The 26,034-nt window shown below is 48.0% G+C and carries 15 protein-coding genes; 7 read left to right on the top strand and 8 right to left on the bottom strand.

Annotated elements, in window-relative coordinates; all coding sequences use genetic code 11:
- The first annotated feature begins 162 nt into the window (after positions 1 to 162).
- A complete protein-coding gene (locus QZ938_RS07700; protein ID WP_293350334.1) occupies positions 163 to 597 on the top strand; it encodes a hypothetical protein in 435 nt (144 codons plus the stop codon).
- 94 nt (positions 598 to 691) lie between these two features.
- On the opposite strand, the gene QZ938_RS07695 is transcribed toward QZ938_RS07700, so the two are convergent.
- Positions 692 to 1,330: a Uma2 family endonuclease gene (locus QZ938_RS07695; RefSeq protein ID WP_293350337.1), complete on the bottom strand. Its 639-nt coding sequence runs from the start codon at positions 1,328 to 1,330 to the stop codon at positions 692 to 694.
- Positions 1,331 to 1,465: 135 nt separating this feature from the next.
- Positions 1,466 to 2,848 (bottom strand): UDP-N-acetylmuramoyl-tripeptide--D-alanyl-D-alanine ligase, encoded by a 1,383-nt coding sequence (gene murF, locus QZ938_RS07690; protein WP_293350340.1) that lies wholly within the window; start codon positions 2,846 to 2,848, stop codon positions 1,466 to 1,468.
- A 650-nt stretch (positions 2,849 to 3,498) separates the two neighbouring features.
- Here murF and QZ938_RS07685 point away from each other — a divergent pair.
- Positions 3,499 to 4,776 carry a hypothetical protein gene (locus tag QZ938_RS07685; protein ID WP_293350343.1) on the top strand — a complete coding sequence of 426 codons (1,278 nt, stop codon included), beginning with the start codon at positions 3,499 to 3,501 and terminating at the stop codon, positions 4,774 to 4,776.
- 631 nt (positions 4,777 to 5,407) lie between these two features.
- A complete protein-coding gene (locus QZ938_RS07680) occupies positions 5,408 to 5,743 on the top strand; it encodes an RNA-binding protein (RefSeq protein WP_293185195.1) in 336 nt (111 codons plus the stop codon).
- Between the two features lie 253 nt (positions 5,744 to 5,996).
- Here the strand turns inward: QZ938_RS07680 and clpS are convergent, their stop codons facing one another.
- The 3 genes from clpS to QZ938_RS07665 all read right to left on the bottom strand — a co-directional run bounded on the left by clpS (position 5,997) and on the right by QZ938_RS07665 (position 8,052).
- Positions 5,997 to 6,278 (bottom strand): ATP-dependent Clp protease adapter ClpS, encoded by a 282-nt coding sequence (clpS, locus tag QZ938_RS07675; protein WP_193976163.1) that lies wholly within the window; start codon positions 6,276 to 6,278, stop codon positions 5,997 to 5,999.
- Positions 6,279 to 6,311: 33 nt separating this feature from the next.
- The gene (locus QZ938_RS07670; RefSeq protein WP_293350346.1) at positions 6,312 to 7,544 is read right to left on the bottom strand and encodes an RNA-guided endonuclease TnpB family protein; all 1,233 of its coding nucleotides are present in this window, start codon (positions 7,542 to 7,544) and stop codon (positions 6,312 to 6,314) included.
- A 364-nt stretch (positions 7,545 to 7,908) separates the two neighbouring features.
- Positions 7,909 to 8,052, bottom strand: a complete 144-nt coding sequence (locus QZ938_RS07665; RefSeq protein ID WP_293149967.1) for a hypothetical protein — start codon at positions 8,050 to 8,052, stop codon at positions 7,909 to 7,911.
- Between the two features lie 74 nt (positions 8,053 to 8,126).
- Here QZ938_RS07665 and QZ938_RS07660 point away from each other — a divergent pair, with 74 nt between their 5' ends.
- Positions 8,127 to 8,723: a DUF3172 domain-containing protein gene (locus tag QZ938_RS07660; protein ID WP_293149969.1), complete on the top strand. Its 597-nt coding sequence runs from the start codon at positions 8,127 to 8,129 to the stop codon at positions 8,721 to 8,723.
- A 51-nt stretch (positions 8,724 to 8,774) separates the two neighbouring features.
- On the opposite strand, the gene QZ938_RS07655 is transcribed toward QZ938_RS07660, so the two are convergent.
- Entirely contained in the window at positions 8,775 to 9,689 is a 915-nt protein-coding gene (locus QZ938_RS07655; protein ID WP_293350349.1) for an AMIN domain-containing protein, read from the bottom strand.
- 413 nt (positions 9,690 to 10,102) lie between these two features.
- On the opposite strand from QZ938_RS07655, the gene QZ938_RS07650 reads away from it, so the two are divergent.
- The 3 genes from QZ938_RS07650 (at position 10,103) to QZ938_RS07640 (ending at position 14,871) form a co-directional block, all read left to right on the top strand.
- Complete coding sequence (locus QZ938_RS07650) at positions 10,103 to 10,669, top strand: NUDIX hydrolase (protein WP_293350354.1); 567 nt, start codon at positions 10,103 to 10,105, stop codon at positions 10,667 to 10,669.
- A 921-nt stretch (positions 10,670 to 11,590) separates the two neighbouring features.
- A complete protein-coding gene (locus tag QZ938_RS07645) occupies positions 11,591 to 11,959 on the top strand; it encodes a 4a-hydroxytetrahydrobiopterin dehydratase (RefSeq protein ID WP_293150057.1) in 369 nt (122 codons plus the stop codon).
- Positions 11,959 to 14,871 carry a CHAT domain-containing protein gene (locus QZ938_RS07640; protein ID WP_293350357.1) on the top strand — a complete coding sequence of 971 codons (2,913 nt, stop codon included), beginning with the start codon at positions 11,959 to 11,961 and terminating at the stop codon, positions 14,869 to 14,871. Before QZ938_RS07645 ends, QZ938_RS07640 begins: the two co-directional genes overlap by 1 nt.
- Positions 14,872 to 15,113: 242 nt before the next feature.
- Here the strand turns inward: QZ938_RS07640 and QZ938_RS07635 are convergent, their stop codons facing one another.
- Together QZ938_RS07635 and QZ938_RS07630 are read right to left on the bottom strand one after the other, a co-directional pair.
- The gene (locus tag QZ938_RS07635) at positions 15,114 to 22,901 is read right to left on the bottom strand and encodes a DUF4347 domain-containing protein (RefSeq protein ID WP_293350360.1); all 7,788 of its coding nucleotides are present in this window, start codon (positions 22,899 to 22,901) and stop codon (positions 15,114 to 15,116) included.
- Between the two features lie 2,532 nt (positions 22,902 to 25,433).
- Entirely contained in the window at positions 25,434 to 25,754 is a 321-nt protein-coding gene (locus QZ938_RS07630) for a DUF6464 family protein (RefSeq protein WP_293350363.1), read from the bottom strand.
- Between the last annotated feature and the right edge of the window lie 280 nt (positions 25,755 to 26,034).

Raw genomic sequence — 26,034 nt, 5'->3', positions numbered from 1 at the left:
TAATTTCGCCCTTGCATATCTTAAACCGTATCCTAATGTTCTCCTACATCTCAATTTTGATAGAGATGCAACGTACCGATCGCCTGGCCGGAAAACTGCGATAATTAAATATTGACCCGGATACAATTTAGCAACTTTATTTCATGAAATAGCGAGGTTGACATGACTCAAATAAATCCCGATCGCACTACTGGTACAATTGCGATCGACGTTTGCGCTCAATCAAACGGGCAGTATCTGTGTCAGATATCATCATCTCTGAGCGATCGCCCCGATGATACCATGAATTTTTACGGACAAACGAAAGAACACGCGATCGCGATCGGCTTAGAAAATTTAGCCTCTCGCTACCGCCAGCAAGCCGAAGATTCTCAAAATCTAGACTGGGATGCGGTGGAAATTTCAGATTCTGGAGAGCCAATTGAAAAGCGTTATCACGTAATTTTGCACTACGAACGAATTGCTGAGGATGAATCTAAGTTTGAGGCAATGCACAATACAATGATGGGAAATACAGTAGTTGAAAATGCCAAAATTTCAATAATTGCGATCGAACCCGATATTGAAATCGAGCCGTTAGAGCGATCGGGATATTGAGGGATAAAATTTTACACAATCTGCGGGTCACAATCAAGTTTTGTCGTCAAAAAAAGTGGTTTCCGATCTGCGTCCTGGAATAAAATAAACAGGACTATTGATTTTGATTAATTTGGCTCTTTACCCAATTCCGAAATGCTTTAACTAATTCCAAATAATCCATTGTTTCCGCCTGTTCCAGAAAACTGACAATTTCTAAAATAGCCACACTCGGAAATGCCAAACTGATCTCGCACTCCACATACCCTCGATCTTCTAATCTGTTAATTCTGAGCCGCGAACCATTGTAAATCCAGACTTCCGGCACTCCCAGGGCGGCATAAACCTGCAACGTACTGTCGGATCTGCTGGTAATATCAATTTCCACCACTAAATCTGGCGGCGGATCTTGACTCATATCGAGTCGTTTTTTGCCTTTAATTGCACTAGCATTCTGGATGTAAAAACAATCATCTGGTTCGGCACCAATAAGTTCGGGACGTTTGAATGTAGTAGAACCAAGAGGTTCAATTCTCACATCTAATTCTTCTGCTAATGTTTCAACAAATCGACCCATTACTCTTTTGTAAACTTCGTGTTCTGCTGAAGGCACCATAATTTTTAAATTGCCACGATTGTATGTCAGTCTAATTGGCCGATCGCCGATTTCGGCAAGCAACGTCTCGTAAGTTTGCCAACTGATATTTGATAACTCGACTATTTGTTCGGGCGGACTGAGAGTTTTAGCAATCATGGGGCTACTTTGGTGAAGAGTTCGCAGGCACTTTTAAAGTACATCATATCATCTAAAACATAGGTTCGTAGTGAGGACTTTAGTCCTCTCTCGTCGGATGCGGACTGAAGTCCTCACTACGAACCAAATTGCTAGTTATTGACTTGCAAAATCGGCGCGGAACTTCTGGACAACTCGATTTAATTCCACGGAATGAGAAGCCTTAAATAAAATACGATCGCCCTTTTCGACAAATCCCAACAACCGCTTTGCTAAAACTTCTCGCCCATCGGGCGCCGTAATGTCTCCTATCTCCACAAAAGGCACGCCCGCCGCACCCGCCGCCATCGCCGCCGCTTCCTCAAAATCCGCAAACACAAACAAAGCATCGAGGTTTAAATCCCGCGCCGCCTTTCCCACTTGTCGGTGAAATTCGATCGCCCTTTCGCCCAATTCCTTCATCGTGCCCAACACCGCAATCCGGCGCTTTCCCGGAGTATCCGCTAACAATCTCAGCGCCGCCAGCATCGACTCCAAGCCAGCATTGTAAGTCTCATCCAGAATCACAACATCCTGCGGCAAATCGTAGCGGCGCGCCCGTCCATCCGGTAACTGCACGGACAAACCTTGCTGTAAAACTTCCCACTTAATCCGTAAAACTTTTGCTACCGCCAAAGCCGCCAAATAATTTACAGCATTGTGCCTTCCAGCCAAGGGCAGTGGCAATTCCACACCTTCTACAAGCATTGCATCATTATTCAGCAATTCCCCGCACAAATCGCCGCCTTCTAATCCGTAACTTAAAGTTTTTCCCTGCCAAACTTGCGCCGCAGTTGCCATTAATCTGTCAGAATCGTGATTGAGAATAGCAATACTTTCAGCAGGCATTTCCGCTAACAGTTCGCACTTAGCTTGGGCGATCGCATCTTCCGAACCCAAGCGCCCGATATGCGCCGTTCCTACATTAGTAATTACCGCAATATTCGGACGCGCAATTTGCGACAGCAGCGCAATTTCTCCTAGCCCGCGCATTCCCATTTCAATTACAGCATAATTGTGGGTCGGCGAAAGCTCTAACAGAGTTTTCGGGACTCCTATTTCATTGTTGTAGTTATATTGAGTTTTAAGAACATTTCCCTGCGTTGACAAAACCGCTGCAATTAATTCTTTGGCAGTAGTTTTACCTACTGAACCAGTAACACCAATTATCGGTATACTGAATCGATCGCGCCACCAACGGGCGATCGCCTGGTAAGCTTTTAAAGTATCGTCAACGCGCAACAGCGGAAAATTGGGAACTTCTGCTTGGTAAGTGCGATCGACTACCGCAGCAATCGCTCCCAAATCTCGGGCTTTTGTAACAAACTGATGCCCGTCAAAATTTTCTCCCCGCAGCGCCAAAAATACCTCGCCCCCCTCAATGGTGCGCGTATCTGTAGCAATACCTGTCCCTACAACTGTCAGAACGTCCTCAGACACAGCAGGCAAAGGTACAGTTAAAATTTCAGCAAGTTGGGCGATACTTACGCGACAGACCATATTACCAGCACTCACATTTCAAATCATTATTTTCACAGCTAATCCTACCTCGCCCCACCTCACATTTAACTGACACCAGTTCAAAAAAGAATGCAACTGCTTGGCCCGCAATCTAAACTCTGGGAGTCCTCAGTCATTCCCATCGCAAATCGCCAATCGCCAATCGCAAATGGTATAACAGGGGGCTGCCGACTAGGATTGACCTTGACACTCTTCAACAGTTGACAGTTGACAGTTGACAGTTGACCATGGGAGAGCGACCTCTACTTAAAAGTCCGAGGATTGGAGTAATGAATCGTATGATTTTAATTTCTCCCGGGTTTCCGGATTTCAACCAATTCTTTCGGGTAAGAATAAATCCTCTGCCCATCATAAATTATCTAGAACACACCCACAATCTTTACCAATAATTTACAAAGTTTGTGGTGATTTTAGGCCTTGCTAATTGCAAACAATTCATGTCATGCTGGTGTTGACAAATAGTTTAACTAAGTAAAAAAGATCGATCGGCTTCATCTACTGACCGCTTCTACCCGCAAGTCTCGGGAGGCCAGAAGCTCGGTTGACTCAATTTAGGTGCTTCATCTGCCAATTCATATCTGCCAATGGCGCTTAAAGCTCCTGCCCAATACTTGGAGGGTTAATCCACAGTGAACGACTATAACAGACAGAGCCAGGAAGAAGAACAGCTACTTTACAACCACTGGCTGGAGTTGGTAAAAGTAGAGCAGCCGATCGAACTAATCGACCGTTTTCGCACTTTGTTTATCTACGGTAACGGATATCGCGATCGCGCCATCGCTGAAGCACTCGAAAAAATAGCAGCCTCACCCTACGCCGAACAAGAATTCAAATACATCCTCAACCGTTGCTGCCACATCCTGATCAACCGCTGGCAAACATACCCCGGCAAGCAAGCAGCTATCCCGGAATTGATCGCTCTGTTTGAAGAAGCCCCCAAAATATTATCTCGATATAGTCGATCGCGCCCTACTCACTCCATCCCCCAATTAGTCAATCAATTTACCGAAAGCGAACAATACCTCACACTCAAACGCTTAGCCCAAGTCATCACCCACAGCAATGAAGACAGCAACGGCAAAACTCCCGCCACCCTAGCCCTCGGAACCTTAATTCCCCGATACCCTTACCTCTACAAACACTGCCTCCTCAGCGACGACAGCACCTACGAACAGCAAAAAATTATTCAAAAAATCCAAGCTCAAAAGCAGCAGCAATTTGAAATCGACCTCTCACAATACGTGGCTCACCAAGTGAGAAAAGCTCAAGCCGCCCGCCGGCATACCTCAATCTCCTTCGGCAGAAGTATACAGACTATAAAAAACCCGACGCTGTTGAGCGACCCAGAGCTGTTCTTTGCCCTCAAGCAATTTGTCGGAAAAGTAGAAGGAGCCGATACCTACCGACAGCTAGCCGGCCGCTTCATGGCGAACACCAGCACAACTGTGTCCTACAAATCCTTTAAAGACGACTTATACGAATACCTAATTTCTTCCGTCACCGACGATGGCTACGGCAAACGTCAATTTAACGAAAAACTGTATAAGCAACTACAAAATACCTTTCCCCACAACGATGCTCAGAAGTTCAACGAATTTTTAACGATCAGAACTTGCAGCCAGTTATTGAACTTTTTAGTAGTAGAGAGTCCTGCGCGGCCCAACCACTTTGTCTTCATCGACCTGATCTCAAACCTCGGGCCCACCCAAACCACAGGTTTGCTGCTGAAAATCGTGCTAATTTGTGGCAAAGTCAAGCCCTATCTAGAAAAGCGGTTGGCAATTTTGTTCGGTCACTACGAATTTTCTACCCGAGAAGGCGTGGTGTGGTTAGTCAAAGCCTTGGAAAACCTGAATCTCGCTTTGAGTACCAATTTTGGGAATCTAGACGTATCTTTCCTGCGGTAGCCGGCCAGTCCCACAACTTTCTCGGGTTCGAGTTTGGCAAAACATCACAGCTCAAAATCCGGTTTCTGAATACCATAAAAGTTTGACATGGAATTATCAGAAATTTGGGTTTAAAACCCCGTCCTTCGCTCGACGGCTTTCTGCTATAGTATTCGCAGGTTGCTGACCGTGAGAACGTGAGGAAACAGGTTGAACGTCCTACTCCGGGATCTCAAAATCTTTAACCGTCAATGGTAAAAACCAAATCCACACGGTAAGAGCAAATAAAAATCAACTAGCGTGGGACACACGCGAATTTACGCTTGGGGAGTAGTCCGTAAGAGTGCTTGCTGTAAAAGGTGTAGTTGGACGCTTACATGAAACTGTAAGACCAAAACTGACATTGTTGGTAGAGGCACGATTGGGCCCAAGAATCCTCGTACCTGATAGTCGAGGAGTGTTAAAACGACTTAATTAAGTGCCGAAAGCTACTCAAAAGACGGCATTCTGTGCTAAAATCCCAAGTGTATCAGATTCGGTTGCAGGCTTTGTTCATTGCTACAGAATTGTTTAAAAACTTGCCCTTCTGTATCGGCAGGGGACTCTCCGAAACTGAAATCTTTGCACTGTCTAATTTTTGGAGTTATTCCTCATGTCGATATACGTCGGTAACTTATCCTACCAAGTTACCCAAGAAGACATCACCACCGTCTTCGCCGAATACGGAACCGTTAAGCGAGTACATCTACCTACCGACAGAGAAACCAGTCGCCCGCGCGGCTTTGGTTTTGTAGAAATGTCAACAGATGCCGAAGAAGATGCAGCGATTGCTGCTCTCGACGGAGCAGAGTGGATGGGTCGCGATCTCAAAGTTAACAAAGCTAAGCCCCGTGAAGATGAAGGCGGCCGGGGCGGCGGCAACCGGGGCGGCGGCGGCCCAGGCAAATTTGGTCGCGGCGGTGGCGGCGGCGGCGGCGGACGTTATTAATTTCCTAATTAATTTCCGACGATCGAGATTTGAGATGGGAGATCTGAAATTGGGGATCGAGGCCACCTAGCTTTGAACCACCGTCCGAATAATTTCCGGCCCGGTTGCTCCCAACCTTTACTCTTCCAGTCTCGCGATCGACCGCATTAAATATGCCAAAAAGCCAAGGTTAGTCCCTTGGCTTTTTGGTACGAGGCTATTCAAGATGAGTTAAAAACTCGGTGGGTCAAGACTTTCAGGTGCCTCTAGTTTTCTAATCATCAGGTTCGATGCTGCTGCTCAATCCGTGATTGTTGAGCGTTTCAGCATAAAACTCAGCGTGTTCGAGAGCGCAAACAATCACCAGTCCCAGCCCGTTGGTGTGGGCTTCCATCATCACATTCACAGCCTGTGGCTGAGTCAGACTGGGTACAGTCGCCATCAAAGTCTGCACCACGTATTCCATTGGATTGAAATCGTCATTGTGCAGCAGCACGCGGTAGCGCGGCGCAAGCTTGCGGACTGTAGAAGGCTTTTGAATAATTTCGACAGACACTAATCTATACCTCCTTACTTGTAGGATGGTGAACTACCCCACCCTACTTCCTTCGAGCTGCGCTCTGGGGTCGTTGAGGGTAGGGCTTCCAGCTTCGACGGGGAGAACCTTAGAGACGGATGACTTACGCCTTCCACCCTTGGGACTTACCTTCCCTCCACTGGCAGTAGCGCTGGTTCCCAACGCTAAAATGCGGAGTCCTTCATTTCGGATATTGATCGCCGCATTCACATCTCGGTCATGCTTTGTTCCGCAGCTTTGACACTGCCATGAGCGAACATCTAAAGGCAAGCTACCAACTCGATTGAGACAGACCCAGCAGGTCTTAGAAGATGGGAAAAAACGGTCTACTTCAATATAGACCTTTCCATCAAACCCTGCTTTATATTTCAACATTCTGGTGAATTCTGCCCAACTAGCATCACTGATTGCTTTAGCTAGGTTGTGATTTTTCACCATGTTTTTCACCGCTAAGTTTTCCGTCACGATGACTTGGTTTTTGTTCACCAGTTTACGGGAGAGCTTATGCAGGAAGTCTTTTCGGGTATTAGCAATCCGCTCGTGGACTCTCGCCACAATGCGTTTCGCCTTCAGTCGAGTATTTGAGCCTTTGACTTTACGTGATAGCTTTTGTTGCTTGCGCTTCAAGTTTTTCGAGCGCGCCTTTAAGCTCCGTGGGTTGTCAAACTTGGAGCCGTCGGAGGTGATGGCAAAGTGAGTCAATCCTAAATCAATCCCTACCGCTTTGCCCTCACTTGAAGATTCAGCTTCGGGTTTACCATCATCAAATAACAAGGAAGCAAAATACTTACCTGATGATGTTTGAGAGATAGTAACAGTCTTTAACTCACCCTCAAAAGTGCGGTGGATTTTAGCGGCCACCACCCCGATTTTAGGTAGTTTTAAGCCAGCATCCAGTATTTCGGTATGTTGAGGATATTGGATCGACTGTTTCCCGTGCTTCGATTTGAAGTTTGGGAAAGCGGCCCGACCTTCAAAGAAATTGATAAAAGCCCGTGAAAGATTGAGTGACACCGATTGCAGCACTTGACTGTAAGGTTCCTTCAACCATTCAAATTCTTTTTTCAATTCTGGTAAACGGTCATTCATCCCTTGCCGAGATAATCCTTTCCCAGTTTCTTTGTAGAGTCGATTGGTTTGGGCCAGCGAATTATTCCAGAACCAACGGGCACAGCCGAAAGCCTTTGCTAGCGCTTCCTTTTGTGTGTTGTCTGGATAAATTCGTACTTTGGCCGCTTTTTTCATATTTCTAATTTAACATAAATCCAAGAAAGTGGTAAATGTGCTTTTGACAGTACGCCGTGATTGTTTGTGGATTCTGCTTCGCTGCATCCAAGAGCCTCTCATCCCCCACCTGCTACATTACCGTGCATCGCTTCGCTGTTCCTTGATTACTCTGTGTTCGCTCATTTTGATCGAGTGTCTGGATTTATCTACGAACGAATAGGCATTACAGGCACAAAAAAAATATTGACATAACTTCAAATATGTGCATAAATTTTGAGAAAGCTACTGTGGATAAATTTCACACAAATGACACTACATATGGTGTTATTTAGCGTCAGATTAATTCATAAAGCACTAGAGAAAATGAGCGAACGGACAGTCATTACGCGATGTGGGGGAGTTCCCGGCGAATTGTTAAAATCTCCAAATTCAGACAAGGCAGCCGCCTAGCCGATCGCGAGCTGTCAACGATACCAAACCCAGAGGAAGTATCTTCAGCCCGCAACCGCCACCTGTCTGGGGTCATAATATATAGAGGCAAGATCGGTTAAAAATAAAAAACTACTAGCTGTTAAATCCCCAGAACGGACTCAACGTTATATGAAACGCAAACCTAACTCCTACAACGACAGAGACAGATTCGGCGACCCATTCCGGGGAGACGAAGACTCCGGGCCATTTGGCGGATCGTCGCGACGACAACCTCAGTCTGGTAAACCCTCTTTCCTCAATTCCGCCACCCTAGGGATTTTAACAGCGGTTTTTATTCTGGGAATTGGGATCGGCATTGCCTTCAGTTCCACGGCTACAATTAGCCCACAAAACGTAGCATCCCGGGAATTTATCGATCGCAGCGCCCCGAACCCCGAACTTTGCGTGCAGTTTGGAGCCAGCGCGATGGTGACAGATATGCGCCTCTTCGTCACCCTCAACCCCTTCAACGTCTACATATCCCAGCCGAGTATGCGTCCCGGATGCGTCCTGCGAACCAATAACTGGGCAATTCTCGAACAAAGAAAACTGATCAACCAAGAGCAAGTGCGCGAGTGTAAAAATCGCATGAACACCTTTGGGTTCACCGGCCCCCTGGAAGGTCAACCTGAAATTAACTGTATTTACCAAAACGACGGCGCTAAAAACCTGTTCCTCAACCAACCGGGTTCGATCGCTCCACCCAGTGAAGGTCAAAATTTCTAACTCTGACGATCGGATTATCGAAGTATAGGTGCGATCGACTCCAAGCGAGTATTAGCGAAGCGGTTCACCAAAATCGATAATCCGATCCTGGGGGGCAGCAGGACGGCGTACAGGGGCAGAACTTACCCCCTGGCGTCTGTTAACCGGAACCCTGACTAAAGGCACATTTATCGGTCGGATTTGGTCGTTTGGAGTTGACAGCCCCGAAGAGTTTTGCTCGTAAGTTATAGCCTCAGCCGAGGCAGGTTGGACAGACGCTTTGGCAGGAGTTGAGTTAGAATCGGCTGACTGCGGATTAGGTGGTACTGGGATTGCAGTCGGTGTTTGCGTGTCGAGAGTTGCCTGGTAGGAAGCAGGCTCGATCGAGGGACGCAACACCCAGCGATTTTCTACCCCGACTCTTTGAAATTTAATTTGTTCGCCGTTGAAAGCCACTCCGGGAGACAAATTTACCAAAATTCTCATGCTTCCTGATGGTAGTTGAATTACCGCCACGGAACGTACATTGCCTTGCGGGTATAGCTGAGTTGCATCAACGGCGATCGGAGTATTGGGCAAATCCACAGCAATTTGAGACGGGTTGAGTAGGGAATAGGTAGGATTTCTGCCCTCTGGGAGAGTAATTTCTAGCTGATTTGTGGCTGGATCGAACCGCCAACTGGTGACTGTAGAAGCATTGGCTGGTTGCTGTGCGATTTGCACTGTCGCAACCGTGGTGGCTGCTGCTATACTCAGGGCGATCGACACAGAGCCTAAAAATGAGGATACCAAACAATTAGCAGTAAGTTTATGTAAGTCTGTCCAAAATTTAGGCGGTAATTTTTTGTATTGCATGGCTGTTTCAACAGTTGACAGTTGACAGTTGACAGTTGACAGTTTAAGAGCTACCTCTACCATTAAGTCAGAGGATTGGAGTAATGAATCGTCGGATTTTAATTTCTCCCGGGCGTGCACGCTTTCAAGCAATTCTTTCTCGTAAAAGTTGAGATTTTAACTAGCTTCGAGGATAATTTTTTTTGGTAGAGGTGTTGCGGGCGATTATCTACGGGATAAGTGCGATCGGCCGTACCGCTAACGGCAAGGGTGGCTTGACGCTGAAAGTTTAGCATTAATGGGTAATTGGAAAATTGGAAGTTATATCGTTTCCGGTTGGATCGGAATGATTTAACCGCAGAGAACGCAGAGAACACAGAGAAAGGGAAGAGAGAGATAAATACAGGACGATGTTAACGGATTTGATATTAACACTTTCTGCCTGATGCCGGATGCCAGCAGATACGCATTCATCCTTCTTTTCCTGACCCTTCAAGTAGGGTAAGGTACGCCATCAGCAGCCGAAGAAGGATTAGTCGTCCGCGTTTTATGAAGAATTCAATAATATGAAAAATTTAACTAAATGGAAATTACTGCGATCGCGCTTGGTATTCAACCACAAGTGGTGTCAAGTCAGGCAAGATGAAATAGAATTGCCAAGCGGACAAATTATCGACGACTTTTTTATTAATGTCCGACCCAATATCGCCCTCATATTTGCGGTGACAGAACAGCAAGAACTTGTATTTGTGCGTCAATACAGGCATGGCGTCGGCGAAATTTTACTTGAACTCCCGGCTGGGAGTTTTAATCCTGCCGAAGAAAGTGGCAAAGCTGCTGCCGCCCGAGAACTGGCTGAAGAAACCGGATATGTTGCTGAACAAATTTTGGAACTAGCAGTTTTATACGACAATCCCGTAAAAGACACTAATTCTATTTACCTATATTTTGGTAAAAATGTCAAGCTTGCCAGCCAAATCGAATTGGATATTACAGAAGATATTGAAGTAGTTTTAGTACCCATTTCAGAAGTTTTGTTGAAAATAACTAACCGAGAAATTTGTGTAGCTGGAAGTATCGCAGCTATTTTTTTAGGAATAGATTTTTTAAAGAAACACCAGTTGGGTTTGTAATGAGGAGTTTAGTCGTCAGGTGGATGCGGACTTGCCTTCCGCACTAATATTTTTTTGCAATACGCTTTGAATAACAGGGCTATTTCATTCTCTTGTAGGGGCGGTGCCAAGAGTGCCCGCCCTCTCCGAGTAGAGGGGGTAGGCACTCTTGGCACTACCCCTACAAAATCGCAATAGTCCTGAGAATGAAATAGCCCTGCTTTGAATAATAAATTCCAAGAGATCCCCTCACATCCCCCGATCGAAGCATGGTAGTTTTATTGTTGAGAGATAGAAATAGGTACGTAGTTGAGCTTTAGCCTCCTTTAGACGTATAGATAAAGGAGGCTAAAGCCCAACTACGTACCTTTATTTGTTAAGGACAATATTAATTACATTACGATCGCTCGCCAAGCTTGTAAATTAGTAATTTCCGACCTTTGAGTGTGCAATTAATTGTGTCCGGTTACTTGAAAAACGGTTTGTAGTATTGAAAGGTTGGTTTCTGGCGATCGGTGCTTTAAGGGTTCGATCGCCAGAAACCAAGCGGGGAAAGATATTGAGAGTTATTGAATATGTCTGTTAGTCATTAGCCAGCAGTCATTAGTTGCGATCGCGATTTCTGGGAGAGGATCGCGATAAGGTGAGTCGCTATGCCATAATTGTAAATAGCCAGAATTCTTGTAGCGACGCAGCCTACTTTTTCCCCGTTCCCTGTTCCCTCTTCCTTCAATCACTGACATCAATTACAAAATCCGTTGCCGAACTTCCTGATTCCCTCTTCCTTGCTTCTTGCTTCAATCACTGACATCAATTACAAAATCATTGCGAAACTTCCTAATTTCTTCTTTCCTCTTCCTTAGTCTTTCTTCCTTAGTCTTTCTTGCTTCGTCTGATGGAATCCCGCCAACAGCCGAACAGGTTGCACCCGCTTATCGCTCAATATCCTCTAAATTCGTAGCACAAAATTCTGAAAAGAGCAAACTCAAACCCTTAAACGAAAAGGAAATTTCTCAGCGCTTGCAAAATTTGCCTAATTGGACTAGAGAAGGTAAAACTATTAAATATACGCACAAATTTAAAAATTTTGTCGAAGCTGTCAGCTTTGTAAATTGTCTGATTTCCCCCTCAGAAAAAGCCGGCCACCATCCCGATATTGCTATTGCTTACAACCGCGTCACGATAAGTCTCACAACTCACGATGCAGAGGGGCTGACACAACAAGACTTCGATCTAGCCGAGACAATCTCTAAATTAGTTAGCGACTGGATGCCCGGAAATGTTTGTTTAGTAGTGGAAGGTTCTGGATAATGATTTTACTGTACCAAATCGCCAAAAATCAAACAAAAAATCAAGCGAAAAATCTGTTTTTAATTTTATCATTTTGCTTATTCCTCGGGGAAACGGCTGCTTTCGGGCAATCGGTTATCCCGGCGAATGACGGCACCGGTACTACCATCGTCCCTCAAGGAAATCGACTCGATATTAGCGGTGGTAAACTATCGGGAGATGGGGTGAATCTTTTTCAGAGTTTCCAACGGTTTGGCTTGAACCAAAATCAAACAGCGAATTTTATTTCAAATCCTAACATCCAAAATATTTTAGGGCGAGTTGTTGGCGGTGAGGCGTCTATAATTAATGGCTCGATCCAAGTTAGCGGTGGCAATTCCAATTTATTTTTAATCAATCCAGCGGGTATTATTTTTGGCAGTAACTCTCAGTTAAATGTACCCGCATCTTTTACTGCGACAACTGCTAATAGCATCGGTTTTGGCAATAATTTTTTGAACGCGATCGGTTCTAACAACTATCTCAATTTAACAGGAAATCCCAGCAGTTTTGTATTTTCGGATGTGACACCTGCCAGCATTGTGAATCGTGGGAACTTGGCGGTAAAACCAGGAGAAAATATAACTTTACTCGGTGGCACGGTTACAAATACAGGTCTATTTACAGCACTTGGAGGTACAATTAACATCCTTTCAGTGACGGGCCAAAGTGTTGTCCGCATCAGCCAACCAGGATATTTGCTCAGTATAGAAGTCAGCAGCAAAGCATTGAATTCTCAAGGGGAAAATCCCAATACATCCAGCGAAAACTCATCTGCAACTCTTCCCGAATTACTGACAGGTAATGGTGAAAAAGTTAATAATGCTTCAGATGTTGCTGTTAATAGTGACGGTAGCGTTCAATTAACCAGATCTGCCTCGCAAACTCTCCCTCCTAATAATTTAAGACAAAATAACAGCGGGACGGCTCAAACATCTCCACAACCTACTAATACCAACAATCGCAATCCGCCTGCTAATACTAATAATGCCGCGAGCGCTCCACAACCTACTAATACCAACAATCGCAATCCGCCTGCTAATGATAGTAAGGACGATATGCCTCCACAGCTTAATACGGCAAATCTCAATGTCACTCCTAATGATACTAATGTTGTGATGTCTCCACAACCTAATACGGATAATTTAAATTTTCTTCCTAAGAATATTCAGGCTCCTTCCAATTTAGCCACTCAATTTTTGCAACAGGGTAACAATCTGCAAAATGCTCTGGCACCCAATATCCAGCCAAATTTTCCTATCAACCAACAGCTTATTCCTAGAGGTTTTCCCGTGCCGATGATGAATAATATGGAGCTGTTGTCTGCGCCTCCGATTATTAATAACTTGCCGACAAATGGGAATATCGATCGCACTTCCATTCTTACCAGTAACCAACAAAATTCTATTATCAACCAACAGATTTATTCTAACAAATCTCCAACACTGGCTCCCAACATTCAGGTAATTGATGCTCGCAGTCTTCCCGGGAATCCCCCGATGCCCGCTGCGCCCAATATAACTCAAATACGGGGCCGCCTCGGGCAGAATCTACCCCCCGGCGTCCCGAATATTCCCAGTGGTGTAGCGAATCCTCCGGCAAATTTGCAGGCAATTGCTAACATCAATTCCATGCTATCTTTAGATAGAAACCGAGCCGAGAAATATGCTAACTATTTTGGAAATGGCTTTACCAATCCCAATATCGGTGCTGAAAATATTCGCGAAACTTTGCTCAAAGTAGCTTCACAAACAGGCAAGAGATCGGCAATTATTTATATTAACTTATTTAGCGATCGAGTAGAATTATTACTGTTCTCTCCCGAAGGTTCGGCGATTAGAAAAACCGTATCGGAAGCCAATCGCGAGAGCATCATCAAACTAGCAACGGAATTCCGCGCAGAAATCTTGAATCCTCGGAATCTGAACACCACCAGCTACAAAGCATCCGCTCAAAAACTTTACAGTTTGCTGATTGCACCTTTAGAAACAGACTTGCAGGAACAAAATATCAATACGCTGTTATTTTCAATGGATACGGGTTTGCGGAGTCTCCCCTTAGCTGCTCTTTATGACGGCAAACAATTCCTGGTGGAAAAATATTCTCTCAGTCTAATCCCCGCTATTTCCCTTACCGATACCCGCTATGTATCGCTACAAAATGCCTCTGTTTTAGCAATGGGAGCAGCTCAATTCGATCGGTTAGATCCCCTACCAGCAGTGCCAACAGAACTATCTACTATTGTAGATTTGTGGCAGGGAAAATCTTTCTTGAACGAACAATTTACCCTGAATAACCTGAAATCCCAACGCAGTAGAAATCCCTATCAAATAATTCATTTAGCAACTCACGGCGAGTTTAAACCGGGAGCAGCGAGCAACTCTTTTATTCAACTGTGGGATGGAAAACTGCAATTAGATCAACTCAGAAATTTGGGGTGGAACAATCCACCTGTGGAGTTGTTGGTACTATCAGCTTGCCGCACAGCACTCGGAGACGAAAAAACGGAAATGGGTTTTGCTGGCTTGGCATTTCAAGCAGGAGTTAAGTCGGCTTTAGCGAGTTTGTGGTATGTTTCTGATGAAGGTACGCTAGCATTGATGAGCGAGTTTTACCATCAATTAAAAACAGCTCCGATCAAAGCTGAAGCTCTCAGAGCAGCGCAAATAGCTATGATCCAAGGTCAAGTTCGGATCGAAAATGGAGTTTTGCGGGGCCCTTTTGTTGCAGCCAAACGGGGAGGGCAAAATAGCCAGCAAGCCATCGGAGAGATGGCAGGTAATGGCGATTCCCTACCCGCCGGGAACCCATTACGGGAAGATAGCTTGACTGCACAAAATCTCACTCATCCCTATTTTTGGTCTGCTTTTACAATGATTGGTAGTCCTTGGTAATCGATGTGAAATTAAATTCGATCGCGATTGTAAAATCTTAAATCTCAAATTATCTAAAATCCGCTCTTCATCCGAATAATTCATCTCTCTATTCTCTCTCTCTCTGTGTCCTCTGCGCCCTCTGCGGTTCAATCATTCCGATCCAGCCGAATTTAATATTAAATATTGAGAAACCCAGTTTATTCGCCAACCGGGTTTCTCAATGTTAGGTCAAATTTGGCGCATTAAATGCACGGTGCTGTTTACTGGGAAAAAGTCACAAAATCCAGAGCAGTAATAGCATTACTGGCTCCGAAAATATTAGCTACAACCTGCCCAGTAGAGGCTATTTGCAGGACTGTGCCGTTCGCAGTCGAGTTAATTTGCAACTGAGCAAAACTCAAGCCCCCACCTAAAGCAAACTTATCGATTCCTACTTCAAAATTAAGGACAGTATCGATACCGCTGTTGTCATTTAACACAAAACGATCGCTCCCAATACCTCCAATTAAAGTATCCTCGCCCGCACCGCCAAACAGCCAGTCATCTCCTGCACCGCCGTTGAGAATGTCGTTATCTGTTCCTCCGTAGAGAGTGTCGCTACCGTCAGATCCGTTGAGGGTATCTTGGCCTTCATTGCCATATAACAAGTCGTCGCCGTTGCCACCGTCCATGCACTCTTGCTGGCCGTTAGCACCCACGGAGACATCTTGGTTATCGTCGCGATCGCCATACATGGTATCGTTGCCATCTTCGCCGCACATAATATCGCTGCCGCCATCGCCGTACATCAAGTCATCGCCGGCATCTCCGTGGATCAAATCGTCATCCTTGCCGCCGCGAACAGTATCGTTACCCTCTCCGCCGCCGAGAGAGTCGGAACTCTCACCGCCGTTGAGATAGTCGTTACCGTTGCCCCCAAACAGCAAATCGCGGCCGTTGGCGTCGCTGACTAATTCGTTTTGCAAGCCGCCGTAAAGCGAATCGTCTCCCTCGTCCCCGACAAGGGTGTCGGAACCGAGTTCGCCCCAAATCAGGTCATTGTCTTTGCCGCCGTAAACTAAATCATTGCCTTTTCCGCCAAAAATGCTGTCGTTACCGCTGCCGCCGCCGATGATGTCGCCGCTATCGTTGCCGAAAATTAAGTCGCCTTCATCAGTAGCAATTGTGCTGCCAACAGCAGTACCGTAGTCGCCGACGATGGTATCAGAACCTTGATTGCCGTAGAGAGTGTCGGAAGCAGCTTCGCCAAAAATGCGATCGCCCCCTTTGCCTCCATAGGCCAAATCCCGGCCGTTGCCACCTAGCAAAGTATCGTCGCCTTCTTGGCCGAACAGTACGTCATTGCCATTGCCTCCAAACAGCAAATCTTGCCCGTCTGGATCGCTATCTAGGGAGTTGAGGACGCCACCGAACAGGGAATCGTTACCGCTGTCGCCGTAGAGGGTGTCACGGCCCTTATCGCCGAAGATCGCGTCGTCCTCTTTGCCCCCGTAGGCGATGTCTGGGCCTTTGCCGGCGAAAATGATGTCGTTGCCTTGATTGCCAGCAATTGCGTCCCTTCCTTCGCCACCGAAAATCAGATCGGCCTCGTTACCAGTCAAGTCGATGTTGTTGCCGTTGTCGCCGACGATCGTATCGTCACCGCGATCGCCCGACAATAAGTCCGCACCGCGATCGCCAAAAATGCGATCGTTTTGTTTCCCTCCAAACACCACATCATTTTCTTTGCCCGCGTAAACGATGTCGTTGCCCTTATCGGCAGCGATGAAGTCTGCCCCTTGGTCTCCGAAGACAATATCAGCGCCGTCTTCACCTAAAACTATGTCGTTTCCAGCTTCGGCAAGAAACAGTTCGTTAGTGTCGTTCCCGCCTAAATAGTCGTCTCCGGGAGTGCCGAGGATCGTGTTTTGGATGTCGGTGAGTTCTACGGCGTTAGAGTCGAAGTTGAGTATTTGCCCTGCCTGCGGTTGGATAAATGTAATCGGAGGCAGCAGGGGTAAGGGGGTGCAATCGCAGCCCGTATCAGGTTCGGGTACCCGCCCGATAGGCGGGGGTGTTGGTGTGGGTGTCGGTGTCGGTGGCTGCGGGATTTCTGGTGTGGGGGTGGGTACCGGTGTGGGCGTGGGTGCCTGTATCGGGGTAGGTGTGGGCGTCGGTTGCCGAATTGGCGTGGGTGTTGGCGGTATGGGTGTGGGCGTCGGCGTCGGCGTGGGCGGGACAGGTGCGGCCAAAATTGAGATAGTTGCCGCAGTAGGACTGCCTAGGCTGCGGCTGTCTGTGACGCCGTAGGTAAAGGTGGTACCCGTGAAGTTGCCCGATGCCTGGAAGAACAATTGGTTAATCGAAGCAGGCGTCAGGATCTGACCGATCGTAATTGGAACTCCGCCGCTGGCTGGATCGCCTAAGAACAGACGGCCTTGAGCTATTGGTGGCAGGGTTTTGATGTCGAAGGAGGCGATCGTATCGCTTGGATCGGGGTCTCGGCCTGCTAGTCCGGGCACGGTAATCGTGCTGCTGGGGGCCGCCGAGGTATTGGCATTAAATGGTACCGGCGGTTGGTTAAGTACGATCGGCAGTGCGGAGACAGTAGCAACGGCCGGGCTGGTAGCGCCGAGGTTGTCGGTGGCACTGTAGGTGAAGTTTGCCCCTTTAAAATCGGTGCCCGCCTGGAAGAACAACTGAGTAATTTGAGCTGGTGTCAGGACTTGACCGGCTGTAACTCGTACTCCCCCGTTGGCCGGATCGCCCAAGAACAGCACGCCTTCATTAGCTGGCGGCAGAGTCTCAATTTTGAAAGAAACCACAGTGCCGTCGTCCGATCCTCCGAGTCCGGGGATGTTGATAGCGCTACCGGGTAACAAGCTGACGCTGGCGTTGTTAGCAACCGGGGGTAGGTTAACCGGAGGCGGGAACAGGGATGCAGTAGCGGGGGCCGGACTGGGCAACCCGGTGGTGTCTGTCGCGCTGTAGGTAAAGCTGGCCCCTCTGAACGCGCCTGTGGCCCGGAAGAATAGTTGGTTGATTTGCGTTGGGGTGAGGACTTGACCTGGTGTAATTGCCACTCCGCCGTTAGCCGGATCGCCCAAAAATAGGACGCCTTGGTCTGCGGGGGGCAGAGTGTCGATCTTGTAAGAAGCGATCGGGCTATCCGGGTCGTTTGCTATCAGCCCCGTGAGGTTGATGGTGGCGTTCGGCGCTACAGGAGAGTTGGTATTGACTGGTACCGGCGGTTCCTTGACCTGCAGCGGAATTAGGGCAACGGTAGCTGCGAGACTCCGATCTCCTCGATCGTCCGTGCTGCTGTAGGTAAAGTTTGCCCCTGTAAAAGTGCCGGTGGATCGGAAGAACAACTGGCTGATTTGAGCCGGCGTCAGGACTTGACCGGCTGTAACCGCTACTCCGCCGTTGGCCGGGTCGCCTAAGAACAGTACGCCTTCATTTGTTGGAGGCAAAGTGTCGATCGTGAAGGAAACCACAGTGCCGTCTGTGTCTGTTCCTCCCAAGTTCGCGAGCCTGACAGCGCTGTTTCGCCCCAGAGTGACGTTATCGTTTTCTGCTGTAGGGGGGATGTTGCGGCGCGGCGTCGTGCTGACACTGGTGGTCACCGTGGCATTAGGATCGGAACCGTCGTTGTTTCCCGGGGTGGGGTCAGAAGTGACTGAACTGCTCCGAGCCGTGTTTTTGACGCTAGTCAGGGTAGCTGGGGCGACAAAGCCGATCGTCCGAGTGACTGTAAGGTTATTGGCGATCGCAATAGCAGGAAAGGTAACAATCCCTGTGGTTGGGTTGTAAATCCCGCCGTCGGATGCCGTGACTCCTGTCAAGCCGGGAATGATGCTGTCAGTAATCGTGACGCCTTCTGCGGGACTCGGGCCCTTGTTGGCTGTGCTAATGGTGTAGGTGACTGTGGTACCAGCAGTGGCGATCGTCTGCCCGCTTTTGCTAGTTACCACATCGGCCACAGCACCGAGGGTAGTGCTGACAGTGGCAGTAGGATCGGAACCGTCGTTGTTGCCCGGGGTGGGGTCAAGAGTCGTCGAGGTGCTTTTTGCGGTGTTTTTGACGCTAGTCAGGGTTGTTGGGGCGATAAAGCCGATCGTCCGATTGACTGTAATGCCATTGGCGATCGCAATCGCAGGAAAGCTGACAACCCCCGTAGCTGCGTTGTAGGTGCCGCCGTCGGATGCCGTGACTCCCGTCAAGCCGGGAATGATGCTGTCAGTAATCGTGACGCCTTCTGCTGTGCTCGGGCCGTTGTTTGCCGTGCTAATTGTGTAGCTGACTGTGGTTCCAGGATTGGCGCTCGCGGGCCCACTTTTCCTAGTTACCACATCGGCCACAGCACCGATCGAAGTGCTGACAGTGGCATTAGGACTTGTGCCGTCGTTGTTGCCAGGGGCTGGGTCGGGAGTCGTCGAGGTGCTCCGAGCCGTGTTTCTGACGCTAGTCAGGGTAGTTGGGGCGATAAAGCCGATCGTCCGAGTGACTGATACGCCGCTGGCGATCGAAATACCGGGGAAACTGACAATCCCTGTAGCCGCGTTGTAGGTGCCGCCGTCGGATACCGTGACTCCCGTCAAGCCGGGAATGATGCTGTCAGTAATCGTGACGCCTTCTGCCGGACTCGGGCCGTTGTTGGCTGTGGCGATCGTGTAGCTGACTGTGGCACCGGGAATGGCGAGCGTCGATCCGCTTTTGGTTGTTACCACATCAGCGCTGGGCGTGATGCTGGTAGAAACAGATGAGTTGGTGGGAGTGCCGTCTTGATTGGTGGTACTGCCGTCGTTGTTGGTGCCGATCGGGTCGGGAGTCGTCGAGGAGCTCCGAGCCGTATTTCTGATTGAGGTCAGGGTACCTGGGGCGACAAAGCCGATCGTCCGATTGACTGATGCGCCACTGGCGAGTGCAATCCCAGGGAATGTAACAATCCCGGTAACTGGGTTGTACGTACCGCCGTCCGATGCCGTGACTCCCGTCAAGCCGGGAACGATGCTGTCAGTAATCGTGACGCCTTCTGCCTGACTCGGGCCGATGTTGGCTGTGGCGATCGTGTAGCTGATTGTGCGACCGGCCGTAGTAGCGGTGGGCCCACTTTTGGTGGTAACAACATCGGCAATAGCTCCGAGCGTAGTGCTGACACTGGACTCAGGGTTTGTGCCGTTGTTGTTGCCAGGGGTGGGGTCGGGAGTCGCCGAGGAGCTTGTTGCCGTGTTTTTGATTGAGGGGAGGGCGACTGGGGGCACAAAGCCGATCGTCCGGTTGACTGTAACGCCACTGGCGATCGCAACAGCAGGGAAGCTGACAATCCCCGTAACTGCGTTATAGGTGCCACCGTCCGATGCCGTGACTCCCGTCAAGCCCGGAATGATGCTGTCAGCGATCGTGACGGCTTCTGCTTGGCTCGGCCCGTTATTGACTGTCGTAATTCTGTAGCTGACAGGGGTTCCAGGCAGCGCACCCGTCGGCCCGCTCTTAATTGTTACCACATCAGCGATCGGCGTAATAGTCGTGACAACAGTGGAATTCGTGGGAGTGCCGTCTTTATTGGTGGTACTGCCGTCGTTGGTGCGGGGAAAGGGGTCGGGTGTGTCCGAGCTGCTGCGAGCCGTGTTGCTGATTGAAGTACGGGTCGGTGGGGCGACAAAACTGATAGTGCGGTTAACTGTTGTACTGATGGCTAGGGATGGCAGCACCGGGAAGGTGACAATCCCTGTAGCCGGATCGTAAGTGCCGCCGTCCGATGCCGAGACTCCAGTCAAACCGGGAACAATGCTGTCAGTGACGATCGCGTTGAGAGCGGGGTCTGGCCCCAGGTTGGCTGTGGTCAGGACATAGGTAATCGTTGACCCGGCCACAGAAGTGACGGGGCCGCTTTTGGTAGTAACGAGATCGGCAACAGTAGGGGAGATAGTAGTCTGTTGTTGGCCTATGAACGTTGAACCGTCGTTGTTGCTGAGATCGGGGTCGAAAGTGCTGGCACTGCTGAATGCGGTGTTGGTTAAGCTGCTGCCAGGATTTAGACTTGGGGGTAAAGCAACTGACAAGGTGTAGGTGACGCTTTGATTGACACCGAGAACGGGAATTCTCGGCCAGGTGACGTTCCGCGTCGTGCTTGAGTAAAGGCCGCCCCCACTGATCTGGCGAATGGGATTGGCTCCGCCGACAGGAACGAGTTCCGGAGGCAATTCGTCTTGAACCAAAACTTGTTCAGCCGGCGATGTCCCCTTGTTAGTAGTAGTGATGGTGTAGGTAATACTGCCAGCACCTGGTTTGATGAACTGCGGGCCACTTTTGATGGTGGCCACATCAGCAGAGATGGTGGGAGTAGGATTGACAGTCTCGATTGCGAGGTTGCGAATTTCGTGGAAGTTGCTTGCAACTCCCGTCGAACTGGCAAAACCAAATTTGAAATTAGGCGGTATCGCTCCGTTTGCAGTTGCTAGATTTGGGATGTCAATCAGAGTTTCATTCGCGCCGGTGAACAAGTCGTCGCCATTCAGGTCTAGGGCAATAGTGAGCCTGTTGGGAGTTGCTGAATTTGAGGGGGCTAGGGTAATTTGAATCCTTCTTTTGGCTGCATCTCGAGTGGTAGTGACACTATTGTTGAAGTCATAAGTACCGCCAGCATCTAAAAAGTCAATACTTTTGGGGATGTTGTCGATACCTATGGGAGAGATCGCGTTTGTTAAAAATCGATAACTATCTGCTTGACGACCCCTGAGAGTGATGGAATCAGGTCTGTAGCCTTCGAGAGTTGAACCAGGAATGGTACCATTTACTGCTCCACCAACACGTCCTTCCGTATCATTAGAAAAATTCCCAAACTCATCGAGTCCAATGCCCAAATAACCTCCCACCAATCCGGGTTGGCTGCCATTGGTGTTGTTGGCATACCCCAGAGAACCACCAAAGCCTCCTGCTGCTGTAGGGCTAGCTGACCCGTCAATCAGGAAGAAGCTAATGCCGTCCCCTGGCTGCGGGCTGATAAAACCGTTTGGGCCTTGGAGAGTAGTGCCGTTGTAAGCAAAGAAATCGAAGGTAATTTTCAGACCCTCTGTGGAGGGTATGGGGTTGTCGTAGAGAACAAAGGCTGGCAGTCCCACACCGTTGGTCGTCAATTGCAAAGCCCCAGAGCCTGGTACATCGCCACCCAAACCGGGAAGTATCCCAGATGAACTTCCTCCGGTGATACCGGGAATCCTTTGCCTGTTGGCTTCAAAGACTGAGCTGGGGTCGAATACCCTGCCGTCTTGTCCTCGGTAGAGCCAAGGCCCCCTGACTGTGGCGTTCCTAAATGTTTCGTTGACTAAGGTACCGAGGACTCCGCTGTATGCCTCCAGCACCTCTTGCTCAACGGCAATTTTCGCGCCTATTTCTCCTGTGGCAAATTCTAATTCCCAATTGCCACCGAGTGCCGCACTCCCTACCAAGCCTGTGGAAGCTGCAATCTCTCTACCCGTAATTTCACTGAGCCGGCGCACGAAGGCCCGGCCGCTTTCCCCGGCGGCTCCCCGGCAAGCCAATAACAAGATATTTCCTCTCTCGCTGAGGGAGTTTCCCCACTGCTGCAACAAATGGCTGTAGATTTCTAAGTTGTCGCTGCACAGTTCTACTGACCCCAGTTGTACTCTGGCTTCTTGGCCGTGAGCAACTATTTGAAGGCTGTCTAAATCGCTGTAATTAGCAAGAATTCTAGTAATTCGATCGACTCCATCCCGCATCGAGTCCAGTAAAAATACCTCTGTATCCGCTGTTGCTCCTCTTGCCAAGCTGTCACTATTCTCTACTCTGGCATCGATGAACAGTATATTTTTTACATTCCCGGGGCCTACCGACTCGGTCGATCGCAAAAATTCTCTCTCTAGGTGTTCAATTTCCGCGCCACCACCAATTTTTGGAGACAGGAAAGACCAGTCTGCGTTGATTTTTTTTATGGGTTGTTCCTGAGTATGAGTTGCTGTTGTTCGGGAATTTTTGCCAACAATGCTGGTCGTATCACCTGCTTTTTGTTGGCTCAGAAAAATTGGTTTGTTGCCGATGCTTTTCATGATATGATTACCTCGTTGATTGTGTATAATATACCCATTAAAAGGTGATAATTATCACCTTGTAACAAAGGTTTAATTGAGATTTAGACGCTCTGTTGTTTGACTGTTAGAAATCAAAACTGTTCGGCTATCGCTGTTTCTTACCCGGATATCGCCCTCGTATCCATGATAGTTGGGGGACGAAAGAGAATTTCTTTCCCTCCTTTTTTGAGGGGTTAGCCGGAGCTTTTTGGGTGCATCTGGCACAAGGCAAATATATCCGTAGGGGCAAAGCATGACCGCAATCAATATGGAATTATAGCCTTTCTCAAAAAGATGAGGTATAACTGACAGCTTATATAACCACTTAAACCAAGAGGGCCCAAGCCCAACAACGTACCTCATCTTTGTGAGAACCGCTATATAACTAATAACTTATATGCGGTCATGCTTCTTCAGGCTTCAAAAACCAGATGCACCCAGCTTTTTTAACTGAAACGGATTGCCTTAGAAATAGCAACAGCCGGATTTTCACCAGCAAAATTTTTGCTATCTTGCTATTGGATAGCATGGGAAATACAGCCGATTTAAGGTCGATCGACTACACTTCGGAACCCGTCATTACCTGTACGGAGACACCGCCCAGGAGCGAAACCTGTTTTTTCTACTTTTTGACCAGCAAAAGTGCTGTATCGCCTGCGCGAGGGCTGAGACTGGACAGTTTAAACCCTCATAAAAACACTCGGTAAGTGGGAAACGAGCGAGTCTTTAGACCTGAGAGGAAAACTCCAAGAGCGATTTCAATCGCCTTGAATCCCCCTTGCGGGGTAGAGGGGTATGGTTGCCCCTCTGTGGAGATATGGTTGTCTCCGAATCCCTTTCGGGTAATGTTAGGCAACGCCCAAGGTTATAAGAGCTTTTTAGACCTGCAACACTGTTTCAGTGACTTTAAAACTGTTTAATTGCAGATGACAGAGCAAGGGACTAGCTTCGCATTCCAGGGTGTCGTGACTCAAATAACGTAGTCAGTTAAGACTTAGGCTGGTCAGAATAGCTTGTAATTTCTTACAAGCTCAGTGGCGTTGACTCCCTGAGTTCCTGACAATCTATAACGGTTATCAGAAAGATGAGGTATGTTGTTGGGATGCGAGCCCTGACAGCTTATATAACCCTTAAACCAATTCGTGTCATGCCAATTTAATGTGAAGTTGCATATATTCCGATCCCCCTCGCATCCCCCCGATAGTCGGGGGACTTTGAAATGACTCTTGTCCCCCCCTTATTAAGGGGGGTTAGGGGGGATCGGATTTCGGATTTCGGATTTCTATGCAGCCTCATAAAAAATTCGTGTCAGTCAATTTGAGATTTTAGACTTCGACTTCACTCCGTCGAACGATTTTAGATTTTAGATTGACTCTAAAGATGAATCTGGGAGCTAGAACTTTAGTCTAAAGTCTAAAATTTTGGGCTGCTCGCGACTTGAGTCGGGGGCTTGTCTGCATTGTTTTTGGGCGGTGTAATTTAATTGAAATCGGCATACCCTGTATCGACGAGGCGGATTAAAAATTTATGACTTGCAGTCTAGTTAGTTACAACAATCCAGGTTTGAGACTGCGTTCATCTGCGATCGCCAAAAATAGAATCTTGTTGCCCACAAGCAACTTCTCAAAAGTTCAACTTAGAGTCTTCGAGCGGATTTCTGTTTAAGGTAAATGCTCGAGACAATTGTTAGTGCTGAATTTTTCATAAAAAACACTCGGTAAGTGGGAAACTCAGAGTCTTTAGACCTGGGAGCGAAACGACACGGGCGGTTTCAACCGACTTGAATCTTTCTGCATTCATTACCGCCTTGGAGTTGCTTGACTTGGTGTACTTTTGTAATGCACTTTCGGCAGGACAATTACCGCCTCAAATCTCACAACCCTGTACGCATAATGTTCGCTCTGTAAGGAGCCTCCCTTGCGGGGTAATGTTCGCTTCGCCAATGTTATAAGAGCTTTTTTGACCTGCAACACTGCCTCAGTGACTTTAAGACTGTTTAATTGCAGATGACAGAGCAGGGGACTAGCGTCGCATCCACAGGGTGTCGTGACTCAAATAACGTAGACCGCTGGGGTCTTAGGCTGGTCAGCACAGCTTGTTCGATCGCTCTTACAAGCTCAGTCGCTTCAGCGCTGAGTTACTGACGATGTTTTGGAGAAATCGATTTACAGATTTGCTGGTCAGCTATTTGCGATTTTCTTGGCTCTCCCCCAGTTACGCCCAAGAGAGTAGAAACCCTCTTTATTCCTAGCTAGATTTTTTGCAACCCAACCAAGATTTACAATCTAAATCTGGTTTCTGAGCGCAAGTCATCAACTAGAAAAACACCGATCGCCATCCGCTAGTTAGGGCCAATTTAACCCAGCAATACTGCTCGATTAGGTTTTAATTACTTAGTTTGGGCGCGGCTAGTCCCAAAAAAGCTTCAACAACAACCCTTCCACGTAAGTACATATTAACTGATGGATTACTACCTCAGCAAATATTCGCATACACCAACCCCAATACAACCTATATCTTTTCAGCGCGAACGTCAAGAGTTCTGGCTTGATAGTACCGACAATCTTGACAGGGCCCAGAAGGATTCACTGCACAGCGAATGTAATTAGAGCGAGCGTTATACTCGCAAGTGATATCGCCGATCGGGTAACCGAGGCCTTCTACGTAAGTGCGATCGCCCATTGCTAGTTCACTTCGTAGGGGTCTATTTGCTACCGCCCGCCTGGCCGCTGCAATTCTCTCGCTGGCTTGCCTTTCGGCAGAGCGCATCACCCACAAAGACACCAGCGACGGAGCTAAACCTATGAAAATAATCAGGATAACTGTAAACACATTTTCAGAGCTTTTGTGAATAATCTTTTTATTTATTTACACGATCCCGAAGCTAAAATCATCGGGCAATAGACGGTTTTCAATCAGGAAAGTTCCCAGATTAATCTCAAACTATGCCGCCCGTGCGTTAACCGTTTGCTGGTAAGGGTTGTTGTAATAGGTTCGTAGTGAGGACTTTAGTCCTTTCTAAATCAGAGGACTAAAGTCCTCACTACGAACGGTAATAGGTTCGTAGTGAGGACTTTAGTCCTTTCTAAATCAGAGGACTAAAGTCCTCACT

Origin of the sequence: Microcoleus sp. CAWBG27 (assembly GCF_020883145.1) — a bacterium.
In the GTDB taxonomy this organism is placed as follows: Bacteria; Cyanobacteriota; Cyanobacteriia; order Cyanobacteriales; family Microcoleaceae; genus Microcoleus.
Note: the sequence above shows the minus strand (reverse complement) of the source record. Positions and strands in the feature narration are given on the sequence as shown.

Bases quoted from the DNA above. Each gene is read 5' to 3' on its own strand.
- QZ938_RS07700 (WP_293350334.1), top strand. From the start codon at position 163: ATGACTCAAATAAATCCCGATCGCACTACTGGTACAATTGCGATCGAC.
- QZ938_RS07695 (WP_293350337.1), bottom strand. From the start codon at position 1,330: ATGATTGCTAAAACTCTCAGTCCGCCCGAACAAATAGTCGAGTTATCA.
- murF (WP_293350340.1), bottom strand. From the start codon at position 2,848: ATGGTCTGTCGCGTAAGTATCGCCCAACTTGCTGAAATTTTAACTGTA.
- QZ938_RS07680 (WP_293185195.1), top strand. From the start codon at position 5,408: ATGTCGATATACGTCGGTAACTTATCCTACCAAGTTACCCAAGAAGAC.
- QZ938_RS07670 (WP_293350346.1), bottom strand. From the start codon at position 7,544: ATGAAAAAAGCGGCCAAAGTACGAATTTATCCAGACAACACACAAAAG.
- QZ938_RS07665 (WP_293149967.1), bottom strand. From the start codon at position 8,052: ATGACCCCAGACAGGTGGCGGTTGCGGGCTGAAGATACTTCCTCTGGG.
- QZ938_RS07660 (WP_293149969.1), top strand. From the start codon at position 8,127: ATGAAACGCAAACCTAACTCCTACAACGACAGAGACAGATTCGGCGAC.
- QZ938_RS07650 (WP_293350354.1), top strand. From the start codon at position 10,103: ATGAAAAATTTAACTAAATGGAAATTACTGCGATCGCGCTTGGTATTC.
- QZ938_RS07640 (WP_293350357.1), top strand. From the start codon at position 11,959: ATGATTTTACTGTACCAAATCGCCAAAAATCAAACAAAAAATCAAGCG.
- QZ938_RS07635 (WP_293350360.1), bottom strand. From the start codon at position 22,901: ATGAAAAGCATCGGCAACAAACCAATTTTTCTGAGCCAACAAAAAGCA.